Origin of the sequence: Plantactinospora sp. B6F1 (assembly GCF_040120695.1) — a bacterium.
In the GTDB taxonomy this organism is placed as follows: Bacteria; Actinomycetota; Actinomycetes; order Mycobacteriales; family Micromonosporaceae; genus Plantactinospora.
This window is the reverse complement of sequence record NZ_JBEEAC010000008.1, coordinates 56,635-82,946: the sequence shown is the minus strand read 5'-3', so window position 1 is coordinate 82,946 and position 26,312 is coordinate 56,635. Positions and strand designations below refer to the sequence as shown.

Here is a 26,312-nt window from a genome sequence, read left to right as displayed (position 1 = left end):
CGGGCCGGCTGTCGAGCGTGCCGGGAGGTCGGTGTGAGCGTCGCACGGGCCGGTGAGTTCGGCCTGATCGCCCGGGTCACCGCCCGGCTGGGCGCCGGGCACGCCACGCTGCTCGGACCGGGCGACGACGCGGCGGTGGTGCACGCCCCCGACGGCCGGGTGGTCGCCTCCACGGACGTACTGGTCGAGGGGCGGCACTTCCGCCGAGACTGGGCGACCGCGGTGGACATCGGGCATCGGGCCGCCGCGGCGAACCTGGCCGACGTGGCCGCGATGGGCGCGGTGCCGACCGCGCTGCTCGTCGCGCTCTGCATGCCGCCCGACCTGGAGGCGCGGTGGGCGGAGGAGTTGGCCGACGGTCTGGCGGCGGAGGCGGCCCGGGTCGGGGCGAGTGTGGTCGGCGGGGACATGTCGGCCAGTCCCACCCTGACCATCGCGGTGACCGCCCTCGGCGACCTGGGCGGGCAGCCCCCGGTGGTACGCAGCGGGGCGCGGGCCGGCGACGTCGTCGCGCTCGCCGGTCGGCTCGGCTACGCCGCCGCCGGCTACACCGTGCTGTCGCGGGGGTTCCGCACCCCGAAGGTACTGGTCGAGGCGTACCGGCGGCCGGAGGTGCCGTACGGGGCAGGGCCGTCGGCGGCCCGGTTCGGCGCCACGGCCATGATCGACGTCTCGGACGGGTTGCTGGCCGATCTGGGGCACGTGGCGACGGCCAGCCGGGTCGGCATCGACCTGCTCGGCGGCGCCTTCGAGGTGCCGGAGCAGATGCGGGACGCCGCGCACGCGCTCGGGGTGGATCCGCTGGCCTGGGTACTCGGCGGTGGTGACGACCACGCGCTGGTGGCGACGTTCCCGGAGGACCTGCCGCTGCCGGGCGGCTTCCGGCTGATCGGTCACGTGGTGCACGGTGCCGGGGTGACCGTCGACGGGCGGGCCTACAAGGGGTCGAGTGGTTGGGACCACTTCCGCTGACCAGGGACATCAGGAGGGTCTTCGTGCCCGGGGCCGATCCGTACGGTGCGGGCCGGGGTCGTACCCTTCACCGGGTGAGTGAGCTTGACATCCGCGTCGTCCCCTACGACTCCCCCGTCGCGCAGCGGTTGGTCGTCTCCGCGATGGCGGATCTGGTCCAGCGGTACGGCGGTGACGAGGGCGACGAGACCCCGGTGGCGGCGAGCGAGTTCGAGCCGCCGGTCGGGGCGTTCCTGGTGGCGTACCTGGACGGAGTCCCGGTCGGCTGCGCCGGGTGGCGTACCCACGGCGGCACCGTCGATGTCGCCGAACTCAAGCGGCTGTACGTCTCTCCGGCGGTTCGCGGTCGCGGCGTGGCCCGGCGGGTGCTCTGGGCGATCGAGGGCTCGGCCCGGGAGTACGGGCGCCGCCGGCTGATCCTGGAGTGCGGCGACCGGCAGCCCGAGGCGATCGCCCTCTACCAGGGCAGCGGCTACGAGCGGATCCCGGACTTCGGCTACTACCGGGACGAGCCGGGGGTGCTCTCGTTCGGCCGCTCGCTCTGACCCGGCCCGTCCGGTCGGCACCCGTCAGCGGGCGGTGTGGCGGGTGCGATTGCGGGTGCGGACAGCGATAGCCGCCGGAGGGATCCTCCGACGGCTATCCGTGCTTGCGGTTGCCCGGGCTCAGGGCTCTCGGTTGCCCGGGCTCAGGCGCGGGCGACCTTGCCGGCCTTGATGCACGAGGTGCAGACCTTGAGCTTGCGGGTCGTGCCGCCACCCGCCGGGGTACGCACCGACTGGATGTTCGGGTTCCAGCGACGGTTGGTCCGCCGGTGCGAGTGGGACACGTTGTGGCCGAAGCCCGGCCCCTTGCCACAGATGTCGCACACGCTAGCCACGGGATACTCCTGGGATTGATCGTCGTCAGGTTGCCGGCAGGGTGCTGGCCGGGCAACCTGGCCAGGGTACCCGATGGCCGGCCCCCCGGGCGAATCGGCTCCGCCGGTCCTGACCGGTCGGATGCCACTCCCGCGCTGCCGGATGCCACGTCGCCGGCCGCCACACTGCCGGCCGCCACGCCGACGCGCTGCCGGATGCCGGGTCGCCGCGCCGACCGCCGGCGGTGACCGTCGGCGGTGCCAGCGGGGCGTCAGAGTACGCCAGTAGGCTTCTTGCCGTGCCGGAGACCCTCGACGCCGCTGCCCTGCACCGGTGGTGTGCCGGCGGATTGGCCGCGCTCAAGCGGCACCAAGACGAGATCAACCAGCTCAACGTCTATCCGGTCCCCGACGGCGACACCGGCACCAACCTGGTGCTCACGATGACCTCCGCCGAGCAGGCGCTCCGGCTGGACCGGGACGACCCGGGCGCACCGGGACGGCCGGCGCACGCCCGGGTGCTCCGGCTGCTGGCCCGGGGCGCACTGCTGGGTGCCCGGGGCAACTCGGGAGTGATCGTCTCGCAGATCCTGCGCGGCCTGGCCGACGCGCTCGGCGACATCCCGGCGGTCCGGGGTCGGGCGTTCGCCGTGGCACTGCGGGCGGCCGGCGAGGCGGCGTACTCCGCGGTGGCCGAGCCGGTGGAGGGGACGATGCTCAGCGTCGTCACCGCTGCGGCGACCGCGGCCGTACGGGCCGACACCGACGATCTCGCGGCGGTGACCGGGGCCGCCGCGACCGCCGCCGACGAGGCGCTGGCGCGTACCCCGGAGCAGTTGCCGGCGCTGGCCCGGGCCGGCGTCGTCGACGCGGGCGGACGTGGGCTCTGCGTCCTGCTGGACGCGCTGGTCGAGGTGGTCACCGGCGTAGCACCGGACCGGCCGGAGTCCGCGCCGGCACCGCCGCGCCGGCCGCTGGTGGCCGCCCGGGAGACCGGCTCGACCGAGTACGCCTACGAGGTGCAGTTCCTGCTCGACACCGACCCCCCGGCGGTACGCCGGCTCCGGGCCGAACTCGCCCGGCTGGGCGACTCGCTGGTGGTGGTCGGGGACGGCGCGGACCCCATCGGCGTGTCGACCTGGAACGTGCACGTACACGTCAACGACGTCGGGGCGGCGATCGAGGCCGGCGTGCTGGCGGGCCGGCCGTACCAGATCTCGGTCACCCGCTTCGAGGACCAGTTCCCGGCCGCGGCCGCCCCGGCCGAACCGGTCCGGTCGGACGCACCGGAGCGGGCGGTGGTGGTGGCGGCGTCCGGTCCCGGCCTGGCCGCGATCTTCCTGGCCGAGCGGGCAACCGTGCTGGACGGCAACCCGTCGGCCGGAGAGCTGCTCGCGGCGGTCCGGTCGACCGGCGCGTCCCGGGTGGTGGTGCTGCCGAACGATCCGAACACCCTGGGTGTGGCCCGGGTGGCGGCCGACGAGGCGCAGGCGTTCGGGATATCGGTGAGCGTGGTGCCGACCCGCTCCCCGGTGCAGGCGCTGGCCGCGCTCGCGGTCCGGGATCCGGCCCGCCGGTTCGCCGACGACGTGATCGCGATGGCGGAGGCGGCCGGCGCCTGCCGGTACGCCGAGGTCTGCCACGCCTCCCGGGAGGCACTGACGGTCGCCGGCCGCTGCCGTCCGGGTGACGTGCTCGGGCTGGTGGACGGCGAGGTGCACCTGATCGGCGAAGACCTGGTGCACACCTGCGTGGCGCTGCTCGACCGGATGCTCGGCGGCGGCGGCGAACTGGTCACCCTGCTGCTGGGCGCCGACGCCCCGGAGGAGCTGACCGAGGTCCTCCGAACCCACCTGGCCCGGCGCTGGCCCTTCGTGGAGGTGCAGCACTACTCCGGCGGCCAGCCGTTCTATCCGTTGCTGGTGGGAGTCGAATGAGGCTGTCCGGGAAGCCGGCCGAGGGTGCGGGAAAACGTCGGAGGTGGGTGCTGGTGGAGAGCCGGATGACAGCGCTCGTGGGGGATCGATGACGCCGAACCGACCGACCTCGACCGGGCCGGAGCCGACCCTGACCGACATGCGGACGCCGCTGCGCAAGCTGGTCGGCGAGAAGGCGGCGAAGGCCCTTGGCAGCCACCTCGACCTGCACACCGCCGGCGACCTGCTCTACCACTTCCCCCGCCGCTACGACGAGCGGGGCGAGCACACCGACATCCGCTCGCTGGAGGTGGGAGAGCAGGTCACCGTGCTCGGCCAGGTGCAGCGTACGGCGGTCCGGCCGATGCGCCAGCGCCGGGGAAACCTCCTGGAGGTGACCGTCGGGGACGGCTCCGGCGGCGTACTGACGCTCACCTTCTTCGGCAACCAGGTGTGGCGGGAGCGGGACCTGAAACCCGGCCGATGGGGCATGTTCGCCGGCAAGGTCACCGAGTTCCGGGGCAAGCGCCAGCTCAACGGACCGGAGTACGTCCTGCTCGGCGATGGCAGCGGCGGCGAGCCCGGTGCCGGCGGCGAGCTGGGCGACGAGGTCGAGGAGTTCGCCGGGGCGCTGATCCCGGTCTATCCGGCCGCCGCGGCGGTGCCGACCTGGGTGATCGCCCGCTGTGTCCGGGTGGTGCTGGACACCGTGACACCGCCGGAGGACCCGCTGCCGGCGACGCTGCGGGCCACCCGCAACCTGGTCGGGCTGGCCACCGCGCTGCGCGAGATCCACCGACCGGCGAGCAGGGAGGAGCTGTACCGGGCCCGGCACCGGTTGAAGTGGGACGAGGCGTTCGCCCTGCAACTGACCCTGGTGCAGCGCAAGCGCCGGGCGGCGGCCTGGCCGGCCCGACCCCGGCCGCGCCGCGAGGGCGGGCTGCTGACCGCGTTCGACGCCCGGCTGCCGTACGAGCTGACCGCCGGGCAGCGCGCGGTCGGCGAGGAGGTCGCCGCGGACCTGGGTACCGCACATCCGATGCACCGGCTGCTCCAGGGCGAGGTCGGCTCCGGCAAGACCGTCTGCGCGCTGCGCGCGATGCTCCAGGTGGTCGACGCGGGCGGCCAGGCCGCGCTGCTGGCCCCGACCGAGGTACTCGCCGCGCAGCACTACCGGGGCATGCTCGACCTGCTCGGCCCGCTCGGCCGGGCCGGTGAGCTGGACGGTGACCCGGACGGCACCCGGCTGGCCCTGGTCACCGGGTCGCTCGGCGCGGCAGCCCGACGGCGTGCCCTGGAGAGCGTCGCCGCCGGGGAGGCCGGCATCGTGGTCGGCACCCACGCCCTGCTCTACGAGGGCGTCGACTTCGCCGACCTCGGCCTGGTGGTGGTGGACGAGCAGCACCGGTTCGGGGTCGAGCAGCGGGACGCGCTGCGGGCCAAGGCCGAGCAGCCGCCGCACGTGCTGGTGATGACCGCGACACCCATCCCGCGCACCGTGGCGATGACCGTCTACGGCGACCTGGAGATCTCCACCCTCTCCCAGTTGCCGCGCGGCCGGTCGCCGATCGCCTCGCACGTCGTACCGGCGGCGGAGAAGCCGGCGTACCTGGACCGGGCCTGGCGCCGGTTGCGCGAGGAGGTGGCCGCCGGCCACCAGGCGTACGTGGTCTGCCCGCGCATCGGTGACCAGGCGGCGACCGCTGAGGAGGTCGGCGCGGTCGGCGAGGACGGCCGGCGTCCCCCGCTGGCGGTGACCGAGGTGGCACCGCTGCTCGCCGAGGGTCCGCTGCACGGGCTGCGGATCGGCGTACTGCACGGCCGGCTGCCGGCCGACGAGAAGGACTCGGTGATGCGGACCTTCGCCGCCGGTGAGCTCGACGTGCTGGTGGCGACCACGGTGATCGAGGTCGGCGTCGACGTGCCGAACGCCACCGTGATGATCGTGCTCGACGCGGACCGGTTCGGCGTCTCCCAACTGCACCAGTTGCGGGGCCGGGTCGGCCGGGGTTCGGCCGCCGGGCTCTGCCTGCTGGTCACCGAGGCCGTCGAGGGTACGCCGGCCCGGGAGCGGCTCGATGCGGTCGCCTCCACCACCGACGGGTTCCGGCTGGCCGAACTCGACCTGGAGCAGCGCCGGGAGGGAGACGTGCTCGGGGCGACCCAGTCGGGGCGGCGCTCGCACCTGCGGCTGCTCTCGCTGCTCAAGGACGCCACGCTGATCGGGGACGCCCGGGTCGAGGCGATCGCCCTGGTCGAGGAGGATCCGGAGCTGGACCGGCATCCGGCGCTGGCCGCCTCGGTCGCCGCCCTGGTCGACGAGGAGCGCGCGGAGTACCTGGAGAAGGGATGACGCCGCGGCGTACGCCGGAAAGACGCTGAGGGCGCGTCGACCATTTCCGGTCGACGCGCCCTCAGGCGGTTGGTTCAGTTGCTGCGGTCGCTCCCGATCAGGCGGTGAAGGTCACCCGACGGCGGCGAGCCACGAAGTAGAGCACCACACCGGCGACGAGCAGCAGCACGGCACCGGCCGCGATGCCACCGGCAGCGGCACCGGTCAGCGGCAGCTCACCCTCGCCACCGCCACCACCGTTCTCGCAGTCCTCCGGCTTCTCCCAGGCGAGCGGCTTGCCCTCCTGGCCGTCGATGCTGGGCGTGACGGTCAGCCCCTCCTCCGCCGGGAACGAGACGGTCTCGACCTTGCCCGGCTCGACGGTGACGGTCTTCGCCTCGCCCTTGTTCGGGGTCAGCGTCACGGTGAAGGACTTGCCATCCTCCGGGTTGTCGATCTCGAAGAGGAACTCGTCACAGGTCATGGCGTAGCTCAGGGCCGGCTCACCGGGCTCGACGCAGTCCTCGGCCGCCGGCGGGGTGTCCTTGTAGAGGGGCTCCTTCTGGCCCTCCTCGGTCACCGTGATCTTGCCCGCGTTGGCCGCCGGCACCGTTACCGACTTCTCCTCGCCGGCGGCGACGGTGACCTTCTCCTCGAAGCCCTCGGTGCCCTTGACGGTGAACTTGGCGGGCGCGGTCGCGTTAGGACCGTTCTGGAGCCTGACCACGACGCTGCCGTCGCACTCGGAGGCGACGGTGGCAGCCGGGTTCGGGGTGGCCGGGGGCTCCTCCTGCTCCTTCTCACAGGTGCCCGCGAACGTGACCTGGGCGCCGGCCCACTTGTTTTCCTCGTACTTGTTGTCCCACTTCGCCTTCATCCGCATGGCGACACCGGTGGTCTCGCCGGGAAGGCTCTGCTTGAACTCGAGGTTCTTGTTCACCTCGTACGGGTAGTTCTTGCCCTGGGTGACCTCGATGCCCGGGATGGTGAGCTCGGACGAGGTAGCACCGACGAACTTCTGGGCCTCGACCTTGGCGAACTTGAACTTCTGGACTCCGCGCGGGGCGACGCTGCGGACGGTCCAGGTGACGTCCCATTCGCCGGTGGTGGTGTTGCACACACCCGCGACCTTGACCTCGCTGTGATGGGCGCTCGCGGGGGCGGCGACAGCTAGCGCCGCGGTCATGCCGAGGAAGGCGGCCCCGAGGATGGCGAGCGGCCGCCGGAGCGGCAGCTTAGGACGGATCACGCGTACTCCTGAGAGATGAGGGCGTCACGGTACGACGCGGGTGGGAGGCGAGCGGGGGTGCCATGGGGTGGCGCTCTGCCTGCGGGAGTTGCCTCCCCGACGTCGTAGGCCGGCAAGGCGCAGCCGACACAGCGCACGACATTAGCGATTGGCGTGGTACAGGAACACCCTTCAGGGTTCCCTAACGATGATGTTGTCAATTCGAGATTATTGATTTACGGGCGGTAGTGAACCTATTTCACTCGGTGTGCACGCCGTGCCTGTTTGTCCGTTGCCGCTCGTCCGAAGTGCGTCGTGACCCGCCCGAACAGGCACGAACGACGGGTCGCGTAGCGTCGCTGTCATGCAGATGGCGTGCATGCGGGAGGCGTCGGGATGACCCGGATCGTGGCGGGTGTGCTCGGCGGGCGCCGCATCGCCGCCCCGCCCGGCGGGCGGACCCGGCCGACCAGCGACCGGGTCCGGGAGGCGCTGTTCAGCGCGATCGAGTCGGCCACCGAGCTGGCGGGGGCGCGTTTCGTCGACCTCTACGCCGGCTCCGGCGCGGTCGGGCTGGAGGCGCTGTCCCGGGGTGCCGCGCAGGTGTTGCTTGTCGAGTCCGATCCCCGGGCCGCCCGGACCATCCGGGAGAACCTCGGCACGCTGCGGTCGACTCCGGCCAGCCCGGTGGCCGGCACCGCCCGGCTCGTCACCGGCAAGGTCGCCCAGGTGCTCGGTACCCCGCCCGAGGGTGGCCCCTACGACGTGGTCTTCGCCGACCCGCCGTACTCGGTACCGGATTCGGAGCTGGCGGCGGTGCAGGCCGCGCTGCGCGACCAGGGCTGGCTGGCCCCGGAGGCCCTGCTGGTGATCGAGCGGTCCACCCGGACCGGACCGGTCGACTGGGTGCCAGGGATCACCGCGCAGCGCAGCCGCCGCTACGGCGAGACCACTCTTTGGTACGGTCGCCGATCGTGAGACGTGCGGTCTGTCCCGGCTCCTTCGATCCGGTCACCAACGGTCACCTCGACATCATCGGCCGGGCGAGCCGGCTCTTCGACGAGGTGATCGTCGGCGTGCTGATCAACGAGTCGAAGCGCGGGCTGTTCACCGTCGACGAGCGGATCGAGATGCTCCGCGAGGTGACCGGCTCCTACGACAACGTGCGGGTGGAGTCGTTCCAGGGCCTGCTGGTCGACTTCTGCCGGACCCAGCGGGCCGCCGTCGTGGTACGCGGACTGCGCGCGGTCAGCGACTTCGACTACGAGCTGCAGATGGCCCAGATGAACATCGGGCTGGCCGGTGTGGAGACGCTGTTCATGCCCACCAGCCCGCTGCACTCGTTCCTGTCGTCGAGTCTGGTCAAGGACGTGGCGAAGTGGGGCGGCGACGTCTCGCCGCACGTACCCGACGTGGTCCGCGAGCGGCTGCGGGAGCGGCTGCACCGTCCCGGCTCCTGACCGCTCGACGCCTCCGGCCCACCGGTCCGCTCCGGTGGCCGGTCGGCGCCGGTCTGCCGTCCGGTGGTCGCCGCCGAACCGCCGAACCGGTGACCAGCGGCGCTCCCGCTCCAGCTCGGGCCACCTGCGACGCGCCGGTCCCCGGGCGATAGCCGATCGGGTACGGGCCGCACCGCATCATTGGTTGAGCAGTAATCCGGTCCGACGCCCCATCATGTATGTCGACCGAAGTAACGACGGGAGTGAGGTACCGGTGGACCCGCTCGATCGCATAGACGAGATCATCGGCATGGTGGAGACGGCGCGATCCGTCCCGATGTCCCGCAACAACGCCATGGTCGACCGCGCCGAGATGATCGGCGCACTTGAGGAACTGCGCGTCGAGCTGCCTGTCGAACTGCGCCGGGCGGCGGCGCTGCTGGAAGAGCGCGACAAGATCATGGACGCCGGAAAGCGCGAGGCGGACCGGATCATCAGCGAGGGCGAGGCGGAGCACGCCCGGCTGGTCTCGGTCAACGAGATCACCGTCTCCGCCGAGCACGAGGGCGCCCGGATCATCGCGGAGGCCCGGGCCGAGGCCCAGCGGCTCCGCGAGGAGGTCGACGACTACGTCGACACCGCGCTGGCCAACTTCGAGCAGTTCCTGACCCGGGCGCTTGCCTCCATCGAGCGCGGGCGGGACAAGATGCACGCGCTGCGGGAGATCGGCACATTCGGCGGAGAGGAGAACGAGCGTCCCCTGCCGTTCTGAGCGCACTGTCCGGATCGCCGCCCGTCCAGGCAGCGATCCGGAGCGCCGACCGGGCGCGACCGGTACCGTCGAGGCCGGCCGACTCGCCCCGGTTCGACGCTAAGCCCGCTGCTCAGGTAACCTGTTACGTCGGCCTCGCACAGGCCGGAGTCTGACTATGCCCAAACATCTGCCGACCCATCTCAACCCCAGGTCGCCGCTGGTCCTCGACACGAGGGAGCTGCCGCGCCGACCTGGAGTGTTGCGTACGGTCAATCGGACGGTGGCGGCACCGGCGGACCTCGGCGTGGAGCTGATCGGCGTGCCGGAGGGCGCCGACCTGAACCTCGACCTGAGGCTCGAGTCGGTGTCCGAGGGCGTACTCGTCTCGGGGACCGTCACCGGTCCGATCGAGGGCGAGTGTGGCCGTTGCCTGCGCCGGATCACGGACTCGCTGGTCGTCCCGATCCAGGAGCTGTACGCCTACGAGCACAGCACCACGGACGAGACCACCGAAGAGGACGAGGTGGGCCGGATGCAGGGCGACCTGATCGACCTGGAACCGGCACTGCGGGACGCGGTGGTGCTCGCACTGCCGACCAACCCGGTGTGCCGGGAGGACTGCCCAGGACTGTGCCCCGAGTGCGGGGTACATCGGGACGAGCTGCCGGCTGAGCACAGCCACCAGCTGGTCGACCCGCGCTGGGCGGGCCTGTCGCAACTGACCCGTCAAGAGGAGTAGGAAGAACCGTGGCCGTCCCCAAGCGCAAGATGTCGCGCAGCAACACCCGGTCCCGCCGGGCGCAGTGGAAGACCACGGCGGTCGCGACCGTGGCCTGCCCGCAGTGCAAGTCGCCGAAGCTGCCGCACGCGGCCTGCAGCGTCTGTGGCACCTACAACGGCCGCCAGGTCATCGAGGTCTGACCTGCTGGACACCGAGTGACGCCACCGACCTCCGGTCGGACGGCGCACCCGCCCCGGCGATTGCCCGGTGCACCGGCTCCCGCCGCCGACCGCCCCTGGACGGCCGGCGTACCCGTGGAGCCGGGCACCGTGCGGATCGCCGTCGACCTCCTCGGCGGGGACGAAGCTCCCGCCGTCGTGGTTGACGGCGCTCTGCGGGCGTTCCGCGCTGATCCTGACCTTCACCTCCTGCTCGTCGGCCCCGCCGAGGTCGCCGACGGGCTGATCGCCGTGCTCCGCCCCGCCGAGCGGTCCCGGGTCGCCGTGCGGGCGGTCCGGGACGTTGCCGCGATGAACGGAGACCCGGCCGCGACCGTCCGCTCCGACAACACCATCCAGGCCGCGGTGTCGGCCGTGGCCGAGGGTGCGGCCGACGCGGTGGTCTCGGCCGGTGCGACCGGCGCGACCGTCACGGCCGCGGTGCTCGGCTTCGGCCGCTGGCCCGGCGTACGCCGACCGGCGCTGGTCGCCACCCTGCCCGCCCTGGACGGTCCGGTGGTCCTGCTCGACGTCGGCGGCTCCCTGGAGGCCGGGCCGGGCACCCTGGCCCGGCACGCCGTCCTCGGTGCCGCCTACGCGGCGGTCACCCACCGGGTGCCGCAGCCCCGGGTCGGCCTGCTCTCCATCGGTACCGAGCCGGGCAAGGGCGACCGGATCCGCCGGGCCGCCGACCCGGCCCTGGCCGCGCAGGATCTGCCGCCCGGTGCCCGCTACGTGGGTCTGGTCGAGGGTTACGACGTGGCGTTCGGCAACCGCGCCGACGTCGTGGTCACCGACGGGTTCACCGGAAACGTCCTGCTCAAAGGGATCGAGGGCGCGTACGCGATGGCCGGTGGCCCGCCCGCCAGCGGCGGCCCGCCGCGCGCCGCCACCCTGCTCGGGGTCTCCGGCGCGGTGGTGGTCTGCCACGGCGCGGCCCGGGGCGAGGACGTCGCCTCGGGCATCGCACTCGCCGCCCACCTGCACCGCCGCCACACCATCCCGGCGGTGTCCGCGCTGCTCGTCGGGTCCGCGGTGGTCGGTCGGGCCACCGGCACCGGAGTGCCGGCATGAGTGCAGACACGAGCCTGCGCAGGGCCGAACCCCGGTCCCGACCCCGGCCCCGGCACGTCCACCGGTGGGCGGGACAGACGCTGTGGACGAGCGGGGGAGACGCTGTGGGCGAGCGTAGAGAGCGAATCAGCCAGCCGAGCCGCCTGGGTCGTGGCGGTGGCGGGTGAAGCGAGGAGACGGCATGACCAAGGACAAGCGGCGACGGCCGCCGATCACCCACCTGGAGGCGGCGTTCGGGGTCGCTCTCGACCCGGACCTGCTGGAGCGGGCCCTCACGCACCGGTCGTTCGCGTACGAGAACGGCGGCCTGCCGACCAACGAACGGCTGGAGTTCCTCGGCGACTCGGTGCTCGGCGTGGTGATCACCACCGCGTTGTTCCACAACCATCCCGACCTGCCCGAGGGGCAGCTGGCGAAGCTGCGGGCCAGCGTGGTCAACATGCGGGCGCTGGCCGATGTCGCCCGGCGGCTCGGCCCGGCCGGACTCGGGCCGTACCTGCTGTTGGGCAAGGGCGAGGAGAGCACCGGGGGGCGGGACAAGGCGAGCATTCTCGCCGACACCCTGGAGGCGCTGCTCGGCGCGATCTACCTCCAGTACGGCCTGGACACCGTCGCCATCGTCATCCACCGGCTGTTCGACCCGCTGATGGCGGAGTCGGCCGGACGGGGGGCCGCGCTGGACTGGAAGACCAGCCTCCAGGAGCTGACCGCCGCGCTGGGACTCGGCGTCCCCGAGTACCGGATCGACGAGGCCGGGCCCGACCACGCCAAGACCTTCACCGCCTGGGTGGTGGTGGCCGGCCGGAAGTACGGCGGTGCCGACGGCCGCAGCAAGAAGGAGGCGGAGCAGCGGGCCGCCGAGGCGGCCTGGCGGACCCTCTCCGAGCAGCAGAACGAGCCGGCCGCCCCCGTCGTCGACCCGGTCGCCGCCACCGCACCCGACGGCACCGTCCCGGCACCCGACGGCACCGTCCCGGCACCCGACGGCACCGTCCCGGCACCCGACGGCACCGTCCCGGCACCCGACGGCACCGTCCCGGCACCCGACGGCACCGTCCCGGCGGCCGGCGGTACCGTTCCGGCAGTCGACGGGAGGGTTCCGGCGCCCGACGGAGCTGTCCCGGCGGCCGACGGTACCGGGCCGGCGCCGGATGGCCGCGTCCCGGCCAGCCCCGGCACGGTCGGCGACGCCGGCTCGAACTGAATGAAGGTGGTCCATGCCTGAGCTGCCCGAGGTGGAGACTGTCCGCGAGGGGCTGTCGCGCTGGGTGACGAACCGGCGGATCGCGGCGGTCGAGGTACGCCACCCGCGCGCCGTACGCCGGCACCTGCCCGGCGCCGCGCACTTCGCCGCGGTACTCGCCGGACGGACGATCCTGGGCGCCCGCCGTCGCGGGAAGTACCTGTGGTTGCCGCTGGACAGCGGTGACGCGATCCTCGGGCACCTGGGGATGTCCGGGCAACTGCTGGTCCGGCCGACCGAGGCGGCCGACGAGATCCACCTGCGGATCCGGTTCACCTTCGACGACGGCGGTACCGACCTCCGCTTCGTCGACCAGCGCACCTTCGGCGGCCTGGCGGTCTCCGAGGGCGGCGCGACCCTGCCGGCCGAGATCGCACACATCGCCCGCGACCCGATGGATCCGGAGTTCTCCGACGCCGACTTCGTGGCCGCGATCCGGCGGCGGCGTACCGAGGTCAAGCGGGCGCTGCTCGACCAGACCCTGATCTCCGGGGTCGGCAACATCTACGCCGACGAGGCGCTGTGGCGGTCCCGCCTGCACGGCGCCCGCCCGACGGAGGCGCTCACCGGCCCGGCGGTCACCCGCCTGCTCGGCCATGTCCGGGACGTGCTCGCCGAGGCGGTCCGGGAGGGTGGCACCAGCTTCGACGCGCTCTATGTCAACGTCAACGGCGAGAGCGGCTACTTCGACCGCGAACTGAACGTGTACGGCCGGGAGGGCATGCCCTGCCGGCGCTGCGGCACGCCGATCCGCCGTGAGGCGTTCATGAACAGGTCCTCGTTCAGCTGCCCGCGCTGCCAGCCCCGGCCCCGGGCCGCCCGCCCGTGATCCGGCGGGCCGGTCGGTGTGCCGACCGGCCCGCCAGTGGAGGGTCAGCTCAGGGTTCCAACCGGACGTGGAACGCCTGGTTGCCGCCGACGCCGCTGAGGTGGTCCGCCGGGCGTCAGGGCGGACCGACCACACCGGCTGTGGCCCCGCCTGCTCGGCGCCACCTTGGCGGGTCGGGACGGCCTGGCCTGCCGGATGGTGCGGGAACTGGGAGCGGACCCGTCGGCGGTGGCCACGGCGGCGACAGCTGCGGGTGGATCCGGCCACCCGTGAGCTACCCGGCCGGCGATGTCAGTGCGGGCAGATGTCGCGGCGCGGGCCGAGGTTCCGGTCCTTGCCGATCGAGCTGAACCCGTACCCGAGGGCGGTGCGGCAGTAGTCGGCGGTCGAACCCTCGTACTCGACATGGAACACCGGTTTGCCGGCGTCAACGAACGGGAGGAGCCGGTCGCAGGACTTCCGCCGGAAACACTCCTCGTTGACCGCGAAGTCGAAGTACGGCTCCAGCGCCAACACCTGGTCGAGGTCGTTGACCAGGCCGGGAGAGAGGCCGACCTGGCGGATCAGCGCGGCGACCGCCCGGTTGAACCGGAACTGGTCGTCGAAGGTCAGCGGGAACCCGGTCTCGGCGGTGTAGCCGTCCATCCCGAACGGAAGTACGGCAACGAATCCCTTTCCCCGGCAGACCCGGAACCGGTCGGCGAGGACCGGTTCGAGGCTCGACCACTGCCGGATGTCCAACCATCGCCCGGCCGGGGCGCCGTCCGGCTGGCCGGGCACCCGGGCCGGCCGGCCGAGGATCTCGGCCGGGAACCGCTGCTCGTCTGGGCGGACCCTGTGGAGAATTCCGACCTCGACGGTACACATCAACCGCCGTCCGTCGGCGCGCAGCCGGCGGGACTCCTCCAGGGTGGTACGAAAGACGTCGAGCGCGTACACCTGGGCGTCGACGGTGGGGTCGAGGGCGCCGCTGAGCTGCCACTGCCAGGTCGAGGCCACCCCGCCCGGCCACGGCGGCACCGAGGCGGACCGGTTCGGCAGGAGCCGGCAGCCGGAGGTCGCCGCCACCAGGCCGAGGACGACGAGCAGGTGCACCGCACGGCGTATCCGACCGCTCCTTGCCCCGGCGCCGACCGGTCCCGGTGGCCGCCGTCCTGGGCGGAGCCGCCACCGGATCGGGCCGTCACGGCCCGGCACGTCAACGAGCTGCGGTGGTCACCAGCCGCGCACCCCCTTCGAACTGGCCAACGAGCCAGTTCGCGTGGCGGGCACGGTCGGTCAGGCGACCGCGCCGAACATCTGGGTCCAGTAGAGCCGGCCGTCAGACCCGGTGGCCACCCCCACCCCCATCGCCCTGGCGTCGCAGTTGAGGATGTTGGCCCGGTGCCCCGAGCTGTTCATCCAGCCGTCCATCACGGCGGCAGCGTTCTCATAGCCCATGGCGACGTTCTCCCCGATCGGCCGGTCGTAGCCGGCCCGGCGGGCACGTTCCACGAAGTCGCTGCCGTCGCTGCCGGTGTGCGACATGTTGGTGTGCTCACCCTGGTCCTGGCTGTGCAGCTGGGCCGCCTCGGCCAGGTCGCTGTTCACCACCACCGCGGCGCAGCCGTTGGCGGCGCGTTCCCGGTTGACGATCGCGAGCACCTGCGTCTGCTGACTGCTTCCCGCCGTGCCAGCGGCGGATCCCGATCCCGCCCGCGTACGCCGCGCGGCCGGGCTGGTCGTCCGGGGTGGCTTCGGTGCGGTGGTGGTGGCCCTGGGCCTCCGGGGCGGCGGGGTGGCGCTCGGCGTCGGGGTGCTGGCCCGCTCGGGGGTCGCGGTCGGCTCCGGCGTCGCCGGTTCCGTGGCCTCCTCGGGACCGGCCGCCTCGACCGCCGGCCGGCCGCCCCGGTCACCGGCCGGTGCGTCGGCGAGGCTCGGTGGCAGCAGGGCGGCACCGACGCCGAAGGCGCCGAGCAGCGCGGTCACCGCGATGCCCAGGCCGACCGGGCCGCGCAGCGGGGTCGGCCGACGGTGCCGGCCGGAGCTGCCCCGGCCGGAGCCGCCCCTGTCCGAGCCCGCCCGGCCCGAGGCCCCGCCGCCCGCCCTGCCGCCCGGTCCGTGGTCGTCGGAACGTATCCGGCGCCCCCGGCCGCCGTCGGCATCCCGGCCGAGGTCGAACGCGCCGAGGTCCGCCGGCTCGTCCGCCCACCGGGCGGCGGCCTGCTGCCGCCGCCCAATCGGCTCGTCGACCGGGCCGAGGCCGGCCCGGCGCCAGCGTTCGGCGACCTCGTCCACCCAGCCCGGCTCCGGATGCTGGTCCGGCCAGCCGGGTTCGGGACGTTGGTCCGGCCAGTCAAGGTCAGGGCGCTGGTCCGACCAGTCAAGGTCGGGACGTTGGTCCGACCAGTCAAGGTCGGGGCGCTGGTCCGACCAGTCAAGGTCGGGGCGCTGATCCGGCCAGTCCGGCTCGGAATGCTGATCCGACCAGTCCGGGTCGGGGTGGAGGCGCGGGTCCGCCGGGCCTGAGGGCTGGGACGAACGGGACGGATCATCCCGATCGGCGGCGCGGGCGGCCGGGTGGGCGGCACCGTTGTCGGCCCGGTCGGGCCAGTCGTCGCCGTCCCCCCAGCCGGGCTGCTCGGTCCACCCCTGCACGCTGCGCCTCCGTTTGCTGTCGGATCTCGGTTATCGCCTGCTCGCCGACCGTGCGGACGCTACGCGGGGCCACCGGCCGGGGCAACGCGGCTAAGGAAGATATAAGGGGGGACCCGCCGGCGGGATCGTGGCTGGCCAGGGGCGATGCGGATGCGGACATCGACGCTGGATAGACTCCTGTGGTCCGGACCGCGACCTGGTTCGTGCCTGCGCGCAAGCCCTCGCCCCGGCGGGTGGTTGACAGCACAGGTGGCCTGTGCCCGGTGGAACTTGACTCAGCCGGGACATCGGCACACTATGTAAGTGTCGCCAGTCGCGCCCGACCATGCCCGCGTTTTGCCCTGCGGGCGGGTAGTCGCGTACGAGTTGGGCGCGCGTTGGCCGGCCTTTCCGGCAGCGCATTACAAGGAGACGATATGGCGAAGGCCCTCTACGGCCACGTTGGTGCGGCGCCCGACCGGCGCCTTCTCGACGAGGTCACCCGACTGCGTGCCAGGGTTCAGGCACTGGAGTTCGAGACGACGCGGTTGCGTGCCGAGAACGATCGGCTCGCGGCGGCGGTCGCCGAGGCAGACGACCTGCTGCGGCTGGCCGAGCCCGCGCTGACCTGAGCTCCGGGCGTCGGGCAACCGGCGCCCTGCCTGACAACTGAATCGCACCCAGAAAAAGCGCGCCGACACACCTGTGGCGGCGCGCAGTTCTGTTCCGGGGTACGCGCACAGTTCTGTTCCGGGGGTACGCCTGCCTGTTCCGGGGTTCGGCTACTTTCAGATGGTCTCCACTGACCCGATACGCTGCTCGGTGCGTGCCGCGTCGCGCGGGACGACCGGCTCCGGGTTACCCTGCGGGTTGACCAGGCTCCCACGGCCGGGAGCAGAATCTCCGCCGAGCCGGGTGCGGCCGCGCGGCTGACGACCAGGTCGCCGGCGGTGCCGGACCGGGAGCGGGACGGACCGGGAAGCGCTGAGCCTGCCCGGCGGTCGCGCCGGACGAGGATCGGGAACGTGTATCTCAAGAGCCTGACGGTGAAGGGCTTCAAGTCCTTCGCCTCCAGCACGACCTTCAAGCTGGAGCCGGGGATCACCTGCGTGGTGGGCCCGAACGGCTCGGGCAAGTCCAACGTCGTCGACGCGATCGCCTGGGTGCTCGGCGAGCACAGCGCGAAGGCGCTGCGCGGCGGCAAGATGGAGGACGTGATCTTCGCCGGCACCGCCGGCCGGGCACCGCTGGGCCGGGCCGAGGTCACCCTGACGATCGACAACACCGACGGTGCGCTGCCGATCGACTACACCGAGGTGTCGATCACCCGCCGGATGTTCCGGTCCGGCGAGAGCGAGTACGAGATCAACGGCGACTCCTGCCGGCTCCTCGACATCCAGGAACTCCTCTCCGACTCCGGCATCGGCCGGGAGATGCACGTCATCGTCGGGCAGGGCCAGCTCGACGCCGTACTGCACGCGAAGCCGGAGGACCGGCGGGCCTTCATCGAGGAGGCGGCGGGCGTACTCAAGCATCGCAAGCGCAAGGAGAAGGCCCTGCGCAAGCTCGACGCGATGCAGGTCAACCTGAACCGGCTGACCGACCTCACCGCCGAGCTGCGCCGCCAGCTCAAGCCGCTGGGCCGGCAGGCCGAGGTGGCCCGCCGCGCCCAGGGGATCCAGGCCGACCTGCGCGACGCCCGGCTGCGGCTGCTCGCCGACGACCTGGCCACGCTCCGCTCGACCCTGGACAAGGAGATCGCCGACGAGGCGGCCCTGCGGCAGCGCCGCGAGCAGGTGGAACGGGAGCACGCCGAGGTGCAGTCCCGGCTCGCCGAGCTGGAGGAGGCGCTCGCTTCCGACGCCCCGCTGCTCGCCCGGGCCCAGGACACCTGGTACAAGCTCTCCGCGCTCACCGAGCGGTTCCGCTCCACCGAGCAGTTGGCCCGGGAGCGGCTGCGGCACCTGAGCACCACCCCGGACGACGAGCGCCCCGGCCGGGACCCCGAGCGGCTAGAGGCCGAGGCCGAGGAGGTCCGGGCGCAGGAGGAGGAGCTGCGCGCCGCCCTCACCGAGGACCAGATCCGGCTTGCCGAGGCGGTGGAGAGCCGCCAGCAGCTCGAACGCCAGCTCGCCGAGGCCGAACGCGCGCTGGTGACGGCCGCGAAGGCGATCGCCGACCGGCGGGAGGGGCTGGCCAAGCTGACCGGGCAGGTCAACTCGGCGCGGGCGCGTACCGGGTCGGCGGCGGAGGAGATCGAACGGCTCGCCGCCGCGCACGCCGACGCGCAACTGCGGGCCGAGCAGACCCAGAACGAGCTGGACGCCGTCGCCGAGCAGTCCTCGGAGGCGGATCGGGACAACGCCGAACTGGACGCCCGGCACGCCGAGGCGGTCGCCGCGCAGGAGGAGGCGGCGGCCCGGGTGCGTACCCTCTCCGACGCCGAACGGGCCGCGGAGAAGGACGCGGCGACCTGGAAGGCCCGGGAAGAGGCGCTGGCGATGGGGCTGCGTCGCAAGGACGGCGCGGGTGCGCTGCTGGGGCGCGCCGATCAGGTGCCGGGGCTGCTGGGCAGCCTGGCCGGGATGCTGACCGTCGCGCCCGGGCACGAGGCGGCGCTCGCCGCCGCGCTCGGCTCGCTGGCCGACTCGGTCGCGGTCGCCGGGGTGGACGAGGCGGCCGAGGCGATGCGGTGGCTCAAGATCCAGGACGCCGGTCGGGCCGAGCTGCTGGTCGGCGGGCAGGCCGGGCCGGGCATGATCGGCTCGCCGGAGGCGCTCCGCCCCGCCCTGCCGACCGGTGCGCGCTGGGCGCCGGACCTGGTCGGCTGCCCCGACGAGGTACGCCCGGCGGTGCACCGGGCGCTGCGCGACGTCGTACTCGTCGACACCCTCCAGGACGCGACCAAGCTCGTCGCCGGCAGCCCCGAACTGCGCGCGGTGACCGCCGACGGTGACGTGGTCGGCGGGTACGCGGCGGCCGGCGGCTCGGCCAAGGCGCCGAGCTTCCTGGAGGTGCAGGCCGCGGTTGAGGAGGCCCGGGCCAACCGGGTGACCGCCGAGCAGACCATAGCCGAACTGCGGGAACAGCTCGGCGAGGCCCGCGACGAGGTGGCGGAGCGCAAGCGGGAGGTGGCCGCCGCCGCGGCGGTGAAGCGGGACGCGGAGGGGCAGCGCAACGCCGCCGCCCGCCGACTGGCCGAGCTGGGCGCGGCGGCCCGGTCCGCCAGGGCCGAGATGGAGCGGTTGGCCGAGTCGCGGGACCGCGCCGAGCAGGCCCGGGAGCGGGATCTCGCCGGCCTGGCCGAGTTGGAGGAGCGGCTCCGGCTCGCCGAGGCCACCCCGGTCGACGCCGACCCGTCCACCGAGGAGCGGGACGAACTGGCGGCGTACCTGCCGCAGGCCCGGCAGAACGAGATGGAGGTCCGGCTCGCGGTGCGTACCGCCGAGGAGCGGGTCGCCTCGATCGCCGGTCGGGCCGATTCGCTGGCCCGGCAGGCCGCCGCCGAGCGGGCCGCCCGGGAGCGGGCCGCCGCCCGGCGGGCCGCCCGGGCCCGGGGCGCCGGCATCGCCCGGGCCGTCGAGTTCGGCGCCCGGGGGGCGCTGACCCGGCTCGCGGTGTCGCTGGCCGCGGCCGAGCGGACCCGGGACGAGGTGGCGGCGGCCCGGTCTGCCCGGGAGGCCGAACTCCAGGAGGTACGCGGCGCGGCCAAGCGGCTCGGTGCCGACCTGGAGCGGCTGACCAGCGCGGTACACCGGGACGAGGTGGCCCGGGCCGAGCAGCGGCTGCGGATCGAGCAGCTGGAGGCGAAGGCGGCCGAGGACTTCGGGCTGGACGTGGAGACGCTGGTCGCCGAGTACGGCCCGCAGCGGCCGGTCCCGCCCAGCCAGGCCGAGATCCTGGCTGCCGAGAAGGACGACCGGCCGGCGCCGGAGCCGGTGCCGTTCGAGCGGCCGGTGCAGGAGAAGCGGGCCGCCAAGGCGGAACGCGAGCTGGCCCTGCTCGGCAAGGTCAACCCGCTCGCCCTGGAGGAGTTCGCCGCCCTGGAGGAGCGCTACAAGTTCCTCTCCGAGCAGCTCGAGGACCTCAAGGCGACCCGTCGGGACCTGCTCACCGTGGTCAAGGACGTCGACGACCGGATCCTGGAGGTATTCGCCAGCGCGTACCAGGACACCGCCCGGGAGTTCGAACAGGTCTTCACCGTGCTTTTCCCCGGTGGCGAGGGGCGGTTGGTGCTCACCGACCCGGAGGACCTGCTCACCACCGGCGTCGAAGTCGAAGCCCGCCCGCCGGGCAAGAAGATCAAGCGGCTGTCGCTGCTCTCCGGCGGGGAGCGGTCGCTGACCGCCGTCGCCATGCTGGTGGCGATCTTCCGGGCCCGACCCAGCCCGTTCTACATCATGGACGAGGTCGAGGCGGCGCTGGACGACGTCAATCTGGGCCGGCTGATCACCCTGATGGCCCAGTTGCGGGAGAAGAGCCAGCTCATCGTCGTCACCCACCAGAAGCGGACGATGGAGGTCGCCGACGCCCTGTACGGCGTGACGATGCGCAGCGGGGTGACCCAGGTGATCAGCCAGCGGCTCGGCGACGAGGAGGACTGAATGGCCCGGCGGGAACGCCCGACCGCCCTGCTGGTGGATCTCGACGGGGTGCTGCGACGGTGGGATCCGGCCGCCAGCGCCGCGGTCGAGCGCCGGTACGGGCTGCCGGCCGGTGCGCTCTACGACACCGCGATGCGCTGGTCACTGCTGCAACCGGCGGTGACCGGGCAGCTCAGCCACGCCGACTGGCTGGCCGGGATCGCCGAGGCGCTCGCCGAGCCGGCCGGCGGGCCGGACCGGGCGCGGGCGGCGGTGCGGGAGTGGCAGGCCGACCGGGGGACGGTGGACCCGGACGTACTCGGCTTCGTCCGCCAGGTACGGGCCGCCGGGATGCGGGTCGGGCTGGCCAGCAACGCCACCGACCTGCTCGATTCCGACCTGGCGCTGCTCAACCTGACCGACGAGGTGGACGTGGTGGTCAACTCCTCGAAGCTGGGCGTGGCCAAGCCGTCCAGGGAGTACTTCGAGCAGGCCTGCCTGGCCGTCGGTGTCCCGCCGGCCCAGGTGCTCTTCGTCGACGACTCGGACCGTTCGGTCCGGGGTGCCCGGGTGGCCGGGCTGTCGGCGTACCGGTGGAGCGGGCCGGCGGACCTGCGTTACCTGCGCGCCGCGCTGGCTCGGTGAGCGGCCCTGGCGGGCGGGCACACCCCCGGTGGCGGCTGCCCGGTATCGTCGTCCGCTGTGGCCTCGCCTAAGCGTCCTGTGCTTGTGCTCGTCGGTGTCGCCCTCGCCCTGATCCTGGTGGTCGGCCTGGCCACGATCGTCGGGCTGACGATCCGACACAATGCGCGGTACGGGACCGTCCTGGACCAGCAGGCGACATCCGCCACAGTGGAGCCTGGGGACCGTCTCTCGATCCGGGTCCCGGACCGGGGCGCCTCGGTCGGCGACAACTGGAGCGCCACCGCCGAGCCGGCTGACGTGTTGGCACTGGTCGAGGACGAGCTGATCTTCGACAGCTTGACGGACCGGATCTTCGGACCGGCGGACGGAGGCGGCGGTGGGAACCGCTACTTCCTCTTCGACGCCCGGCGCTTCGGACAGGTCACCGTCACTCTCACGAACTGCTTCCAGGGCTGCGCGACCGAGCGGACCAGGGCGGCGTCGGAGACGGTCACCTGGACAGTGACGGTCTCCTGAGTCTCACCGGGCCTCCCGGCGGCGGGCCGCCACCACCAGGGCGACGTTCTCCAGCCAGCGGGCCACCGTCTCGTCATGGTCGGGCCCGCGCTCCGATACCTCGACGCTGTTCGCGGCGGTCAGCCAGGTCGCGGCGAGCGCTGCCTGCTCCGGGTTCGGCAGCGGCTCCGGCAGAGTACCGGCGTAGTCGGCGCCACCCCGCCGGACCACCTCGGCCAGGAAGGTCAGCGACCGGGGCTGGGTGCCGAGCCGGTCCGCCGCCAGCCCGGCGGCTACGGTCGCCTCCCCGCCCGGCGCCCGGCCGACCTGCAGCCGGGCCGCCAACTCCGCAGGTACGTCGATGTGCCGCAGTTCGTCCTCGTCAGTCCTCGGGTAGGTCAACGCAGCACTCCTCACCTGGGCAGCCGGACGCTGGTGAACTCGATCGGTACTCCCTTGCCGATGGAGCCGAGCCGACCGTCGACAAAGTCGTCCTCATCGACCCAGACGGTGTAGCCCCACGGGTTGTAGACCTGGAGCTTGTCGCCCTCGTGGCCGATGACCAGCATCTGATGCCCGCCACTGTCGTCGTGGCTGGAGAAGGGCACAGCGTGACCCTCGTCCACCGCCCGCTCGATCTCCGGCAGCACCGCGCGGCGCTCGTCGCTGTTGTCCACGTCCCGGTTCTCGTAGTCCGCGCCGGTGCGCGCGCCGATTTCCTGGTCGGCGATGGTCGCCGACTGGTCGTTGGTCATCCCGTCGCTGCCCAGCAGCGGCAGGTCCTGGAGCCAGGAGCGCTCGCCGTCATATGTCCGGACCTGCTCGTCCCGGAGCCGCTCGGCGAACGCGGCACCGTTGTCGTACGCCGGGTCGCCCGGGTGGCCGCCGGTGGTGAGCTGCAGGGCGTAGAGCGGGTCCACGGCGGCCCGGGCGGTGACAGTGGAGGAGGCGACACAGGTCGGGTACTGCCCCTGGGTCCACTCCGCGCCGTCGAACGTCGTGGGCTGGTGCCCAGCGGTCAGGCTGCCCGCGCCCAGCGGGTTGAGATGTTCTCGCAGCCAGGCCGGGTCGGCGCCGTACGGGCTGATCAGCCGGTTGAAGTCGGTGATCCTGCTGATGTCGTAGCCGGCGGCCAGGGCGCGCATCAGGTAGGCCCGGTGCTCCGGGCTGCCCGCCGAGGCGAGCAGTTGCGCCATCCGGACCCGGTCCGGCTGGCTCATCGCGGCGAGGCGGTCGGCCGACCGGTCGGCCATCGCGGCGGAGAGGATGGCCGAATCGACGCCCTCGCCGGTGCTGCCGGCGTCGACCAGGAGCAGTTCGTCCAGGGCGGACAGTGGCGAGTCGGCCAACCGCCGCAACCGGGCCTGTGACGCGAGGTCGTGGAAGGCACTGCTCGCCTCGCGGGATGCCTCCGCGACACCGGTGTGCGCCCCGACCCGCTCCGCCATCCCGCCCTTGGCCAACTGGTGCGCCCGGTGCATCGTGTCACCGTCGTAGTTGAGCGGGTCGATGAAGGGGCCGGCTGTGATCTCCTCGGTCAGCTCGTACGCCTCGCGCAGCGGAGCCAGGGCGGCGCTGTCCCGCGACTTCCCGCCCTCGACGGCGGCGGCCAGTCCGCGCAGGCCCTGCGCGACCTTGCCCAGCACCTCGACGCCGCGCTCGAGTCCGCGTTCGGCGGCGGCGAGCGCCTGCCCGGCCGCGACATGGGTGTCGCCGGCCCAGATCGCGGGCAGCTTCTGCCGCCGCAGTCGGCCGACCGCCAGCAGCGCGGCGTCGAGGCGTTGCTCCGCCCTGGCGTAGTCGGTGGCGAGTTCGTCCAGGGTGGACGGCGTGCCGCCCGGTCCGGCCACCTGCAGGGCGTCCCGGATCGAGTAGTGCAACGCGCCCGCGTTCCAGAGGCCGTTCTGGTCGGCGATGTCGCGCTGGAGGTCCTTGAGCCGGGGCAGTGGCGTGTTGTCGTCGCCCATCACCGCACCCCGTCCAGCCGGGTCTGGGCGTTCCCGTCGGAACGGTCGTAGTTGTCGGCCGCCTGCTCCATCGCCCCGGCGAGCTGGCGCAGCGCCTCGGCGAGGACATCCAGCTCATTGCGCCACGCCTTGGCGACGCTCTGATAGCCGTCGTGACTGCCGTACTCGTCGAAGGCGAAGCTCAGCACCGTGCGGCGTTCGGCGTTCCCGGTGGCCTTCACCGCCTCGCCGACCACGTCCGCCGCCTCGTCGCGGAGTTGTTTCGCCGCCGTTCGCAATGCGGCGGTGTCCACCCGTACCATCTGCCCGCCCTCCCTCGGTCTGCCCGGCACCTTATTGGCCCAGGCCGATCTTTGGAGTCCCCGCGGGTCGTCGCTGTGGAAAACTCTGGTGTCGGGGTCGACCTACTCGCCGGTCGTACCGTCGAGGCGTTCCCGGATCAGGTCGGCGTGGCCGTTGTGTCGCGCGTACTCCTCGATCATGTGCAGGTAGACCCAGCGCAGGCTGATGTCGTTATCGCGCCGGCTGACGAAGGTGTCGTCCAGCGAGCGGCCGGCGACCGCCTGACGGGCCAGCTCGATCTCCGCCCGCAGGGTGCCGAGATCGGCTGCCGGGTCAGCCCCGTCGAGGTCATCGAAGTCGCGGTCCGGCTGGGCCTCCGTGGCGTACAGCGGCGGTACGTCCAGCCGGGCGAACTGTTGGCGGAACCAGTACCGCTCGACGAAGGCGCAGTGCCGGACCAGGCCGAGCAGGGTCAGCTTGGAGGGTTCGACACTGGCGGTACGGAGCTGTTCGGCGGTCAGCCCGGCGCACTGGGTCAGTAGCGTCTGGCGGTGGAAGTCGAGCCAGCCTTCCAGCATGGTGCGCTCGTCGGCGACGAGGGGTGCGCGCTGCCGGTCGACGTCGGGGGCGGTCCAGGTCATCGGAAAATGATCGCATGCCCGCCCACCCCACGCCGCCGCCACCAGCAGCGCCCGTGGCCCGACATCCGTGGCCCGGCGCCATGATTCTTGGAGAACTGTGGTTCGCACGGCGCCACAGTTCTCCAAGAATCATGGGCGGCATTCTCTTGCGGGTTGCGGGTAGCCGGCGTTGGGTGGTTTGTGGTATTTCTTTTTGCGGGCTGGTAAGGCGGGTCCGGTCCGACCCGCAGATGAGGCCCGGTGGCCGGGACAGCGCCCGGAAACCTTTACCTGTCGGCTTCACAGCCAAGCCGTTGTTAGTCGCTCGGTGACGTCCGTCGCGCACGTCACCACGCTTCCCTGCGCCCAGACGCGGGAGCAACGGTTCCCGGGCGCCCGTCGACAGGAGACAACCAATGCACTCATCGCACCCGAGCAAGGTCTCGACACTGCGCGGCCAACTCCTCGGCCAGCAGTTGCGCGCATTGCGCGAGGAGATCGGACTGTCCCTGGAGGAGGCGGCCAGCTATCTCAACCGGGACCGGTCGGCGCTCGGCCGGTTCGAACGGGCCGAGTGGCCGTTCCCGCGCCCTGACGTGCGGCTGCTGCTCGACTTCTACGGCGTGGTCGACAAGGAGGTCCGGGATCACTTCATCCGGCTCAGCGAGGAGGTCGGCCGCCGCCACGAGTGGGAGACCGAATTCGAGGACGCGATCTACGACAAGTCCTTCGTCGACCTCCCCTGGCTGGAGGAGCACGCCGAGGCCATCCGGACGTTTGACGCAACCTACGTGCCTGGCCTGCTCCAGACCCCGGGCTACGCTGGTGCGATTCTCCGTGAGGTGGAGCGTGACCAGCCGAGCGCCGAGCGGATTGATCGGTGGGTCGCGATGCGACTGGCTCGGCAGGGTGTGTTGACCGGCGTCAAGCCGACCCGGTTGACGTGCATTCTCACCGAGGCGGTGCTCAGGGCCCGGATCGGCGGCGACCAGGTGATGCGGGGGCAACTCGACCATCTGGTCCAGTTGGGCCGACAGCGGCACATCGAGTTGCGAGTGCTGCCGCTCGCTCTTGGCGGTGGGGCGGGAGCGTATGGCCCGTTCCAGCTTTTCGAGCTGGTCAAGCCGTTCCCACCAGTGGCCTATGTGGAACACCTCGGCGGCCGGCTCTTCCTGGAATGGCCCAGATCAACCCGCTTCGTCCAAGCGTACGATCGGCTACGAGAGACCGCACTCACACCGAGTGAGTCGACAGAGCTGATGACGGCGATCGCGGAGGAGATCTGATGGACGACCTGACCGGCGTGAAGTGGCACATCAGCAGCCGCAGCAGCGGTGCCGGCGGCAACTGTGTCGAGGCGGGGCCGTTGGCCGACGGGAGCGGTCGGGTGGCGGTGCGGCACAGTAAGGCGCCGGATGGTGCGGTGATCGTCTACACCCGAGCGGAGTGGGACGCCTTCCTGGCGGGTGCGAAGGACGGCGAGTTCGACTTCTGACCGGACCAGCCCTCGTCGGCTGGC

General features: G+C 72.7%; 25 protein-coding genes and 1 pseudogene. 18 read left to right on the top strand and 8 right to left on the bottom strand.

Features of this window, described 5'->3' with window-relative positions; genetic code table 11:
* Positions 1 to 33 precede the first annotated feature (33 nt).
* Together ABNF97_RS13530 and ABNF97_RS13525 are read left to right on the top strand one after the other, a co-directional pair.
* Positions 34 to 972 (top strand): thiamine-phosphate kinase, encoded by a 939-nt coding sequence (locus ABNF97_RS13530; protein WP_130464361.1) that lies wholly within the window; start codon positions 34 to 36, stop codon positions 970 to 972.
* A gap of 74 nt (positions 973 to 1,046) precedes the next feature.
* The gene (locus tag ABNF97_RS13525) at positions 1,047 to 1,517 is read left to right on the top strand and encodes a GNAT family N-acetyltransferase (protein ID WP_349338732.1); all 471 of its coding nucleotides are present in this window, start codon (positions 1,047 to 1,049) and stop codon (positions 1,515 to 1,517) included.
* Between the two features lie 143 nt (positions 1,518 to 1,660).
* Here the strand turns inward: ABNF97_RS13525 and rpmB are convergent, their stop codons facing one another.
* Entirely contained in the window at positions 1,661 to 1,852 is a 192-nt protein-coding gene (gene rpmB, locus ABNF97_RS13520; RefSeq protein WP_101370273.1) for a 50S ribosomal protein L28, read from the bottom strand.
* Positions 1,853 to 2,130: 278 nt separating this feature from the next.
* On the opposite strand from rpmB, the gene ABNF97_RS13515 reads away from it, so the two are divergent.
* Entirely contained in the window at positions 2,131 to 3,768 is a 1,638-nt protein-coding gene (locus ABNF97_RS13515) for a DAK2 domain-containing protein (RefSeq protein ID WP_349338731.1), read from the top strand.
* A gap of 139 nt (positions 3,769 to 3,907) precedes the next feature.
* Positions 3,908 to 6,100 carry an ATP-dependent DNA helicase RecG gene (recG, locus tag ABNF97_RS13510; RefSeq protein WP_349338810.1) on the top strand — a complete coding sequence of 731 codons (2,193 nt, stop codon included), beginning with the start codon at positions 3,908 to 3,910 and terminating at the stop codon, positions 6,098 to 6,100.
* Between the two features lie 97 nt (positions 6,101 to 6,197).
* On the opposite strand, the gene ABNF97_RS13505 is transcribed toward recG, so the two are convergent.
* Positions 6,198 to 7,328 carry a cell wall anchor protein gene (locus tag ABNF97_RS13505; protein WP_349338730.1) on the bottom strand — a complete coding sequence of 377 codons (1,131 nt, stop codon included), beginning with the start codon at positions 7,326 to 7,328 and terminating at the stop codon, positions 6,198 to 6,200.
* A gap of 375 nt (positions 7,329 to 7,703) precedes the next feature.
* Between ABNF97_RS13505 and rsmD the strand changes: the two genes are divergently transcribed.
* The 8 genes and pseudogenes from rsmD (at position 7,704) to mutM (ending at position 13,585) form a co-directional block, all read left to right on the top strand.
* Positions 7,704 to 8,285 (top strand): 16S rRNA (guanine(966)-N(2))-methyltransferase RsmD, encoded by a 582-nt coding sequence (rsmD, locus tag ABNF97_RS13500; protein ID WP_130464358.1) that lies wholly within the window; start codon positions 7,704 to 7,706, stop codon positions 8,283 to 8,285.
* Positions 8,282 to 8,767, top strand: a complete 486-nt coding sequence (gene coaD / locus ABNF97_RS13495) for a pantetheine-phosphate adenylyltransferase (RefSeq protein WP_130464357.1) — start codon at positions 8,282 to 8,284, stop codon at positions 8,765 to 8,767. The genes rsmD and coaD overlap by 4 nt, the downstream gene beginning before the upstream one ends.
* A gap of 253 nt (positions 8,768 to 9,020) precedes the next feature.
* Entirely contained in the window at positions 9,021 to 9,518 is a 498-nt protein-coding gene (locus tag ABNF97_RS13490; protein ID WP_130464356.1) for an ATP synthase subunit B family protein, read from the top strand.
* 157 nt (positions 9,519 to 9,675) lie between these two features.
* Complete coding sequence (locus tag ABNF97_RS13485) at positions 9,676 to 10,239, top strand: YceD family protein (protein WP_130464355.1); 564 nt, start codon at positions 9,676 to 9,678, stop codon at positions 10,237 to 10,239.
* 8 nt (positions 10,240 to 10,247) lie between these two features.
* Positions 10,248 to 10,421, top strand: coding sequence for a 50S ribosomal protein L32 (rpmF, locus tag ABNF97_RS13480; RefSeq protein WP_089254967.1), 174 nt, complete (start codon positions 10,248 to 10,250; stop codon positions 10,419 to 10,421).
* 114 nt (positions 10,422 to 10,535) lie between these two features.
* Entirely contained in the window at positions 10,536 to 11,513 is a 978-nt protein-coding gene (locus ABNF97_RS13475; protein WP_349338809.1) for a phosphate acyltransferase PlsX, read from the top strand.
* A gap of 181 nt (positions 11,514 to 11,694) precedes the next feature.
* A pseudogene (gene rnc, locus ABNF97_RS13470) lies at positions 11,695 to 12,417 on the top strand (ribonuclease III); the annotation flags it as partial.
* 313 nt (positions 12,418 to 12,730) lie between these two features.
* Positions 12,731 to 13,585 (top strand): bifunctional DNA-formamidopyrimidine glycosylase/DNA-(apurinic or apyrimidinic site) lyase, encoded by an 855-nt coding sequence (mutM, locus tag ABNF97_RS13465; RefSeq protein ID WP_349338729.1) that lies wholly within the window; start codon positions 12,731 to 12,733, stop codon positions 13,583 to 13,585.
* A gap of 291 nt (positions 13,586 to 13,876) precedes the next feature.
* Here mutM and ABNF97_RS13460 read toward each other — a convergent pair whose 3' ends face one another.
* Positions 13,877 to 14,680: an endo alpha-1,4 polygalactosaminidase gene (locus ABNF97_RS13460; RefSeq protein WP_349338728.1), complete on the bottom strand. Its 804-nt coding sequence runs from the start codon at positions 14,678 to 14,680 to the stop codon at positions 13,877 to 13,879.
* A 183-nt stretch (positions 14,681 to 14,863) separates the two neighbouring features.
* Positions 14,864 to 16,222: a CAP domain-containing protein gene (locus tag ABNF97_RS13455; protein WP_349338727.1), complete on the bottom strand. Its 1,359-nt coding sequence runs from the start codon at positions 16,220 to 16,222 to the stop codon at positions 14,864 to 14,866.
* A 416-nt stretch (positions 16,223 to 16,638) separates the two neighbouring features.
* On the opposite strand from ABNF97_RS13455, the gene ABNF97_RS13450 reads away from it, so the two are divergent.
* The 4 genes from ABNF97_RS13450 to ABNF97_RS13435 all read left to right on the top strand — a co-directional run bounded on the left by ABNF97_RS13450 (position 16,639) and on the right by ABNF97_RS13435 (position 21,945).
* Positions 16,639 to 16,833, top strand: coding sequence for a hypothetical protein (locus tag ABNF97_RS13450; RefSeq protein ID WP_101370286.1), 195 nt, complete (start codon positions 16,639 to 16,641; stop codon positions 16,831 to 16,833).
* Between the two features lie 393 nt (positions 16,834 to 17,226).
* Positions 17,227 to 20,805, top strand: coding sequence for a chromosome segregation protein SMC (gene smc / locus ABNF97_RS13445; RefSeq protein WP_130464352.1), 3,579 nt, complete (start codon positions 17,227 to 17,229; stop codon positions 20,803 to 20,805).
* Entirely contained in the window at positions 20,806 to 21,429 is a 624-nt protein-coding gene (locus ABNF97_RS13440) for an HAD-IA family hydrolase (RefSeq protein ID WP_130464351.1), read from the top strand. It abuts the gene before it with no gap.
* Between the two features lie 84 nt (positions 21,430 to 21,513).
* The gene (locus ABNF97_RS13435; protein ID WP_165436835.1) at positions 21,514 to 21,945 is read left to right on the top strand and encodes a protease inhibitor I42 family protein; all 432 of its coding nucleotides are present in this window, start codon (positions 21,514 to 21,516) and stop codon (positions 21,943 to 21,945) included.
* Between the two features lie 3 nt (positions 21,946 to 21,948).
* On the opposite strand, the gene ABNF97_RS13430 is transcribed toward ABNF97_RS13435, so the two are convergent.
* The 4 genes from ABNF97_RS13430 to ABNF97_RS13415 form a co-directional block, all read right to left on the bottom strand.
* The gene (locus tag ABNF97_RS13430; protein WP_349338726.1) at positions 21,949 to 22,326 is read right to left on the bottom strand and encodes a hypothetical protein; all 378 of its coding nucleotides are present in this window, start codon (positions 22,324 to 22,326) and stop codon (positions 21,949 to 21,951) included.
* 11 nt (positions 22,327 to 22,337) lie between these two features.
* Positions 22,338 to 23,891 carry a hypothetical protein gene (locus tag ABNF97_RS13425; protein ID WP_349338725.1) on the bottom strand — a complete coding sequence of 518 codons (1,554 nt, stop codon included), beginning with the start codon at positions 23,889 to 23,891 and terminating at the stop codon, positions 22,338 to 22,340.
* A complete protein-coding gene (locus tag ABNF97_RS13420; RefSeq protein ID WP_349338724.1) occupies positions 23,891 to 24,193 on the bottom strand; it encodes a type VII secretion target in 303 nt (100 codons plus the stop codon). The genes ABNF97_RS13425 and ABNF97_RS13420 overlap by 1 nt, the downstream gene beginning before the upstream one ends.
* 102 nt (positions 24,194 to 24,295) lie before the next feature.
* Positions 24,296 to 24,814 carry a DinB family protein gene (locus ABNF97_RS13415; protein WP_349338723.1) on the bottom strand — a complete coding sequence of 173 codons (519 nt, stop codon included), beginning with the start codon at positions 24,812 to 24,814 and terminating at the stop codon, positions 24,296 to 24,298.
* A 395-nt stretch (positions 24,815 to 25,209) separates the two neighbouring features.
* Between ABNF97_RS13415 and ABNF97_RS13410 the strand changes: the two genes are divergently transcribed.
* Positions 25,210 to 26,079: a Scr1 family TA system antitoxin-like transcriptional regulator gene (locus ABNF97_RS13410; protein ID WP_130464345.1), complete on the top strand. Its 870-nt coding sequence runs from the start codon at positions 25,210 to 25,212 to the stop codon at positions 26,077 to 26,079.
* Positions 26,079 to 26,288, top strand: a complete 210-nt coding sequence (locus ABNF97_RS13405; protein WP_349338722.1) for a DUF397 domain-containing protein — start codon at positions 26,079 to 26,081, stop codon at positions 26,286 to 26,288. The genes ABNF97_RS13410 and ABNF97_RS13405 overlap by 1 nt, the downstream gene beginning before the upstream one ends.
* The last annotated feature ends 24 nt before the right edge of the window (positions 26,289 to 26,312 follow it).

Bases quoted from the DNA above. Each gene is read 5' to 3' on its own strand.
- recG (WP_349338810.1), top strand. From the start codon at position 3,908: ATGCGGACGCCGCTGCGCAAGCTGGTCGGCGAGAAGGCGGCGAAGGCC.
- rsmD (WP_130464358.1), top strand. From the start codon at position 7,704: ATGACCCGGATCGTGGCGGGTGTGCTCGGCGGGCGCCGCATCGCCGCC.
- ABNF97_RS13485 (WP_130464355.1), top strand. From the start codon at position 9,676: ATGCCCAAACATCTGCCGACCCATCTCAACCCCAGGTCGCCGCTGGTC.
- mutM (WP_349338729.1), top strand. From the start codon at position 12,731: ATGCCTGAGCTGCCCGAGGTGGAGACTGTCCGCGAGGGGCTGTCGCGC.
- ABNF97_RS13450 (WP_101370286.1), top strand. From the start codon at position 16,639: ATGGCGAAGGCCCTCTACGGCCACGTTGGTGCGGCGCCCGACCGGCGC.
- ABNF97_RS13440 (WP_130464351.1), top strand. From the start codon at position 20,806: ATGGCCCGGCGGGAACGCCCGACCGCCCTGCTGGTGGATCTCGACGGG.
- ABNF97_RS13425 (WP_349338725.1), bottom strand. From the start codon at position 23,891: ATGGGCGACGACAACACGCCACTGCCCCGGCTCAAGGACCTCCAGCGC.
- ABNF97_RS13420 (WP_349338724.1), bottom strand. From the start codon at position 24,193: ATGGTACGGGTGGACACCGCCGCATTGCGAACGGCGGCGAAACAACTC.
- ABNF97_RS13415 (WP_349338723.1), bottom strand. From the start codon at position 24,814: ATGACCTGGACCGCCCCCGACGTCGACCGGCAGCGCGCACCCCTCGTC.
- ABNF97_RS13410 (WP_130464345.1), top strand. From the start codon at position 25,210: ATGCACTCATCGCACCCGAGCAAGGTCTCGACACTGCGCGGCCAACTC.
- ABNF97_RS13405 (WP_349338722.1), top strand. From the start codon at position 26,079: ATGGACGACCTGACCGGCGTGAAGTGGCACATCAGCAGCCGCAGCAGC.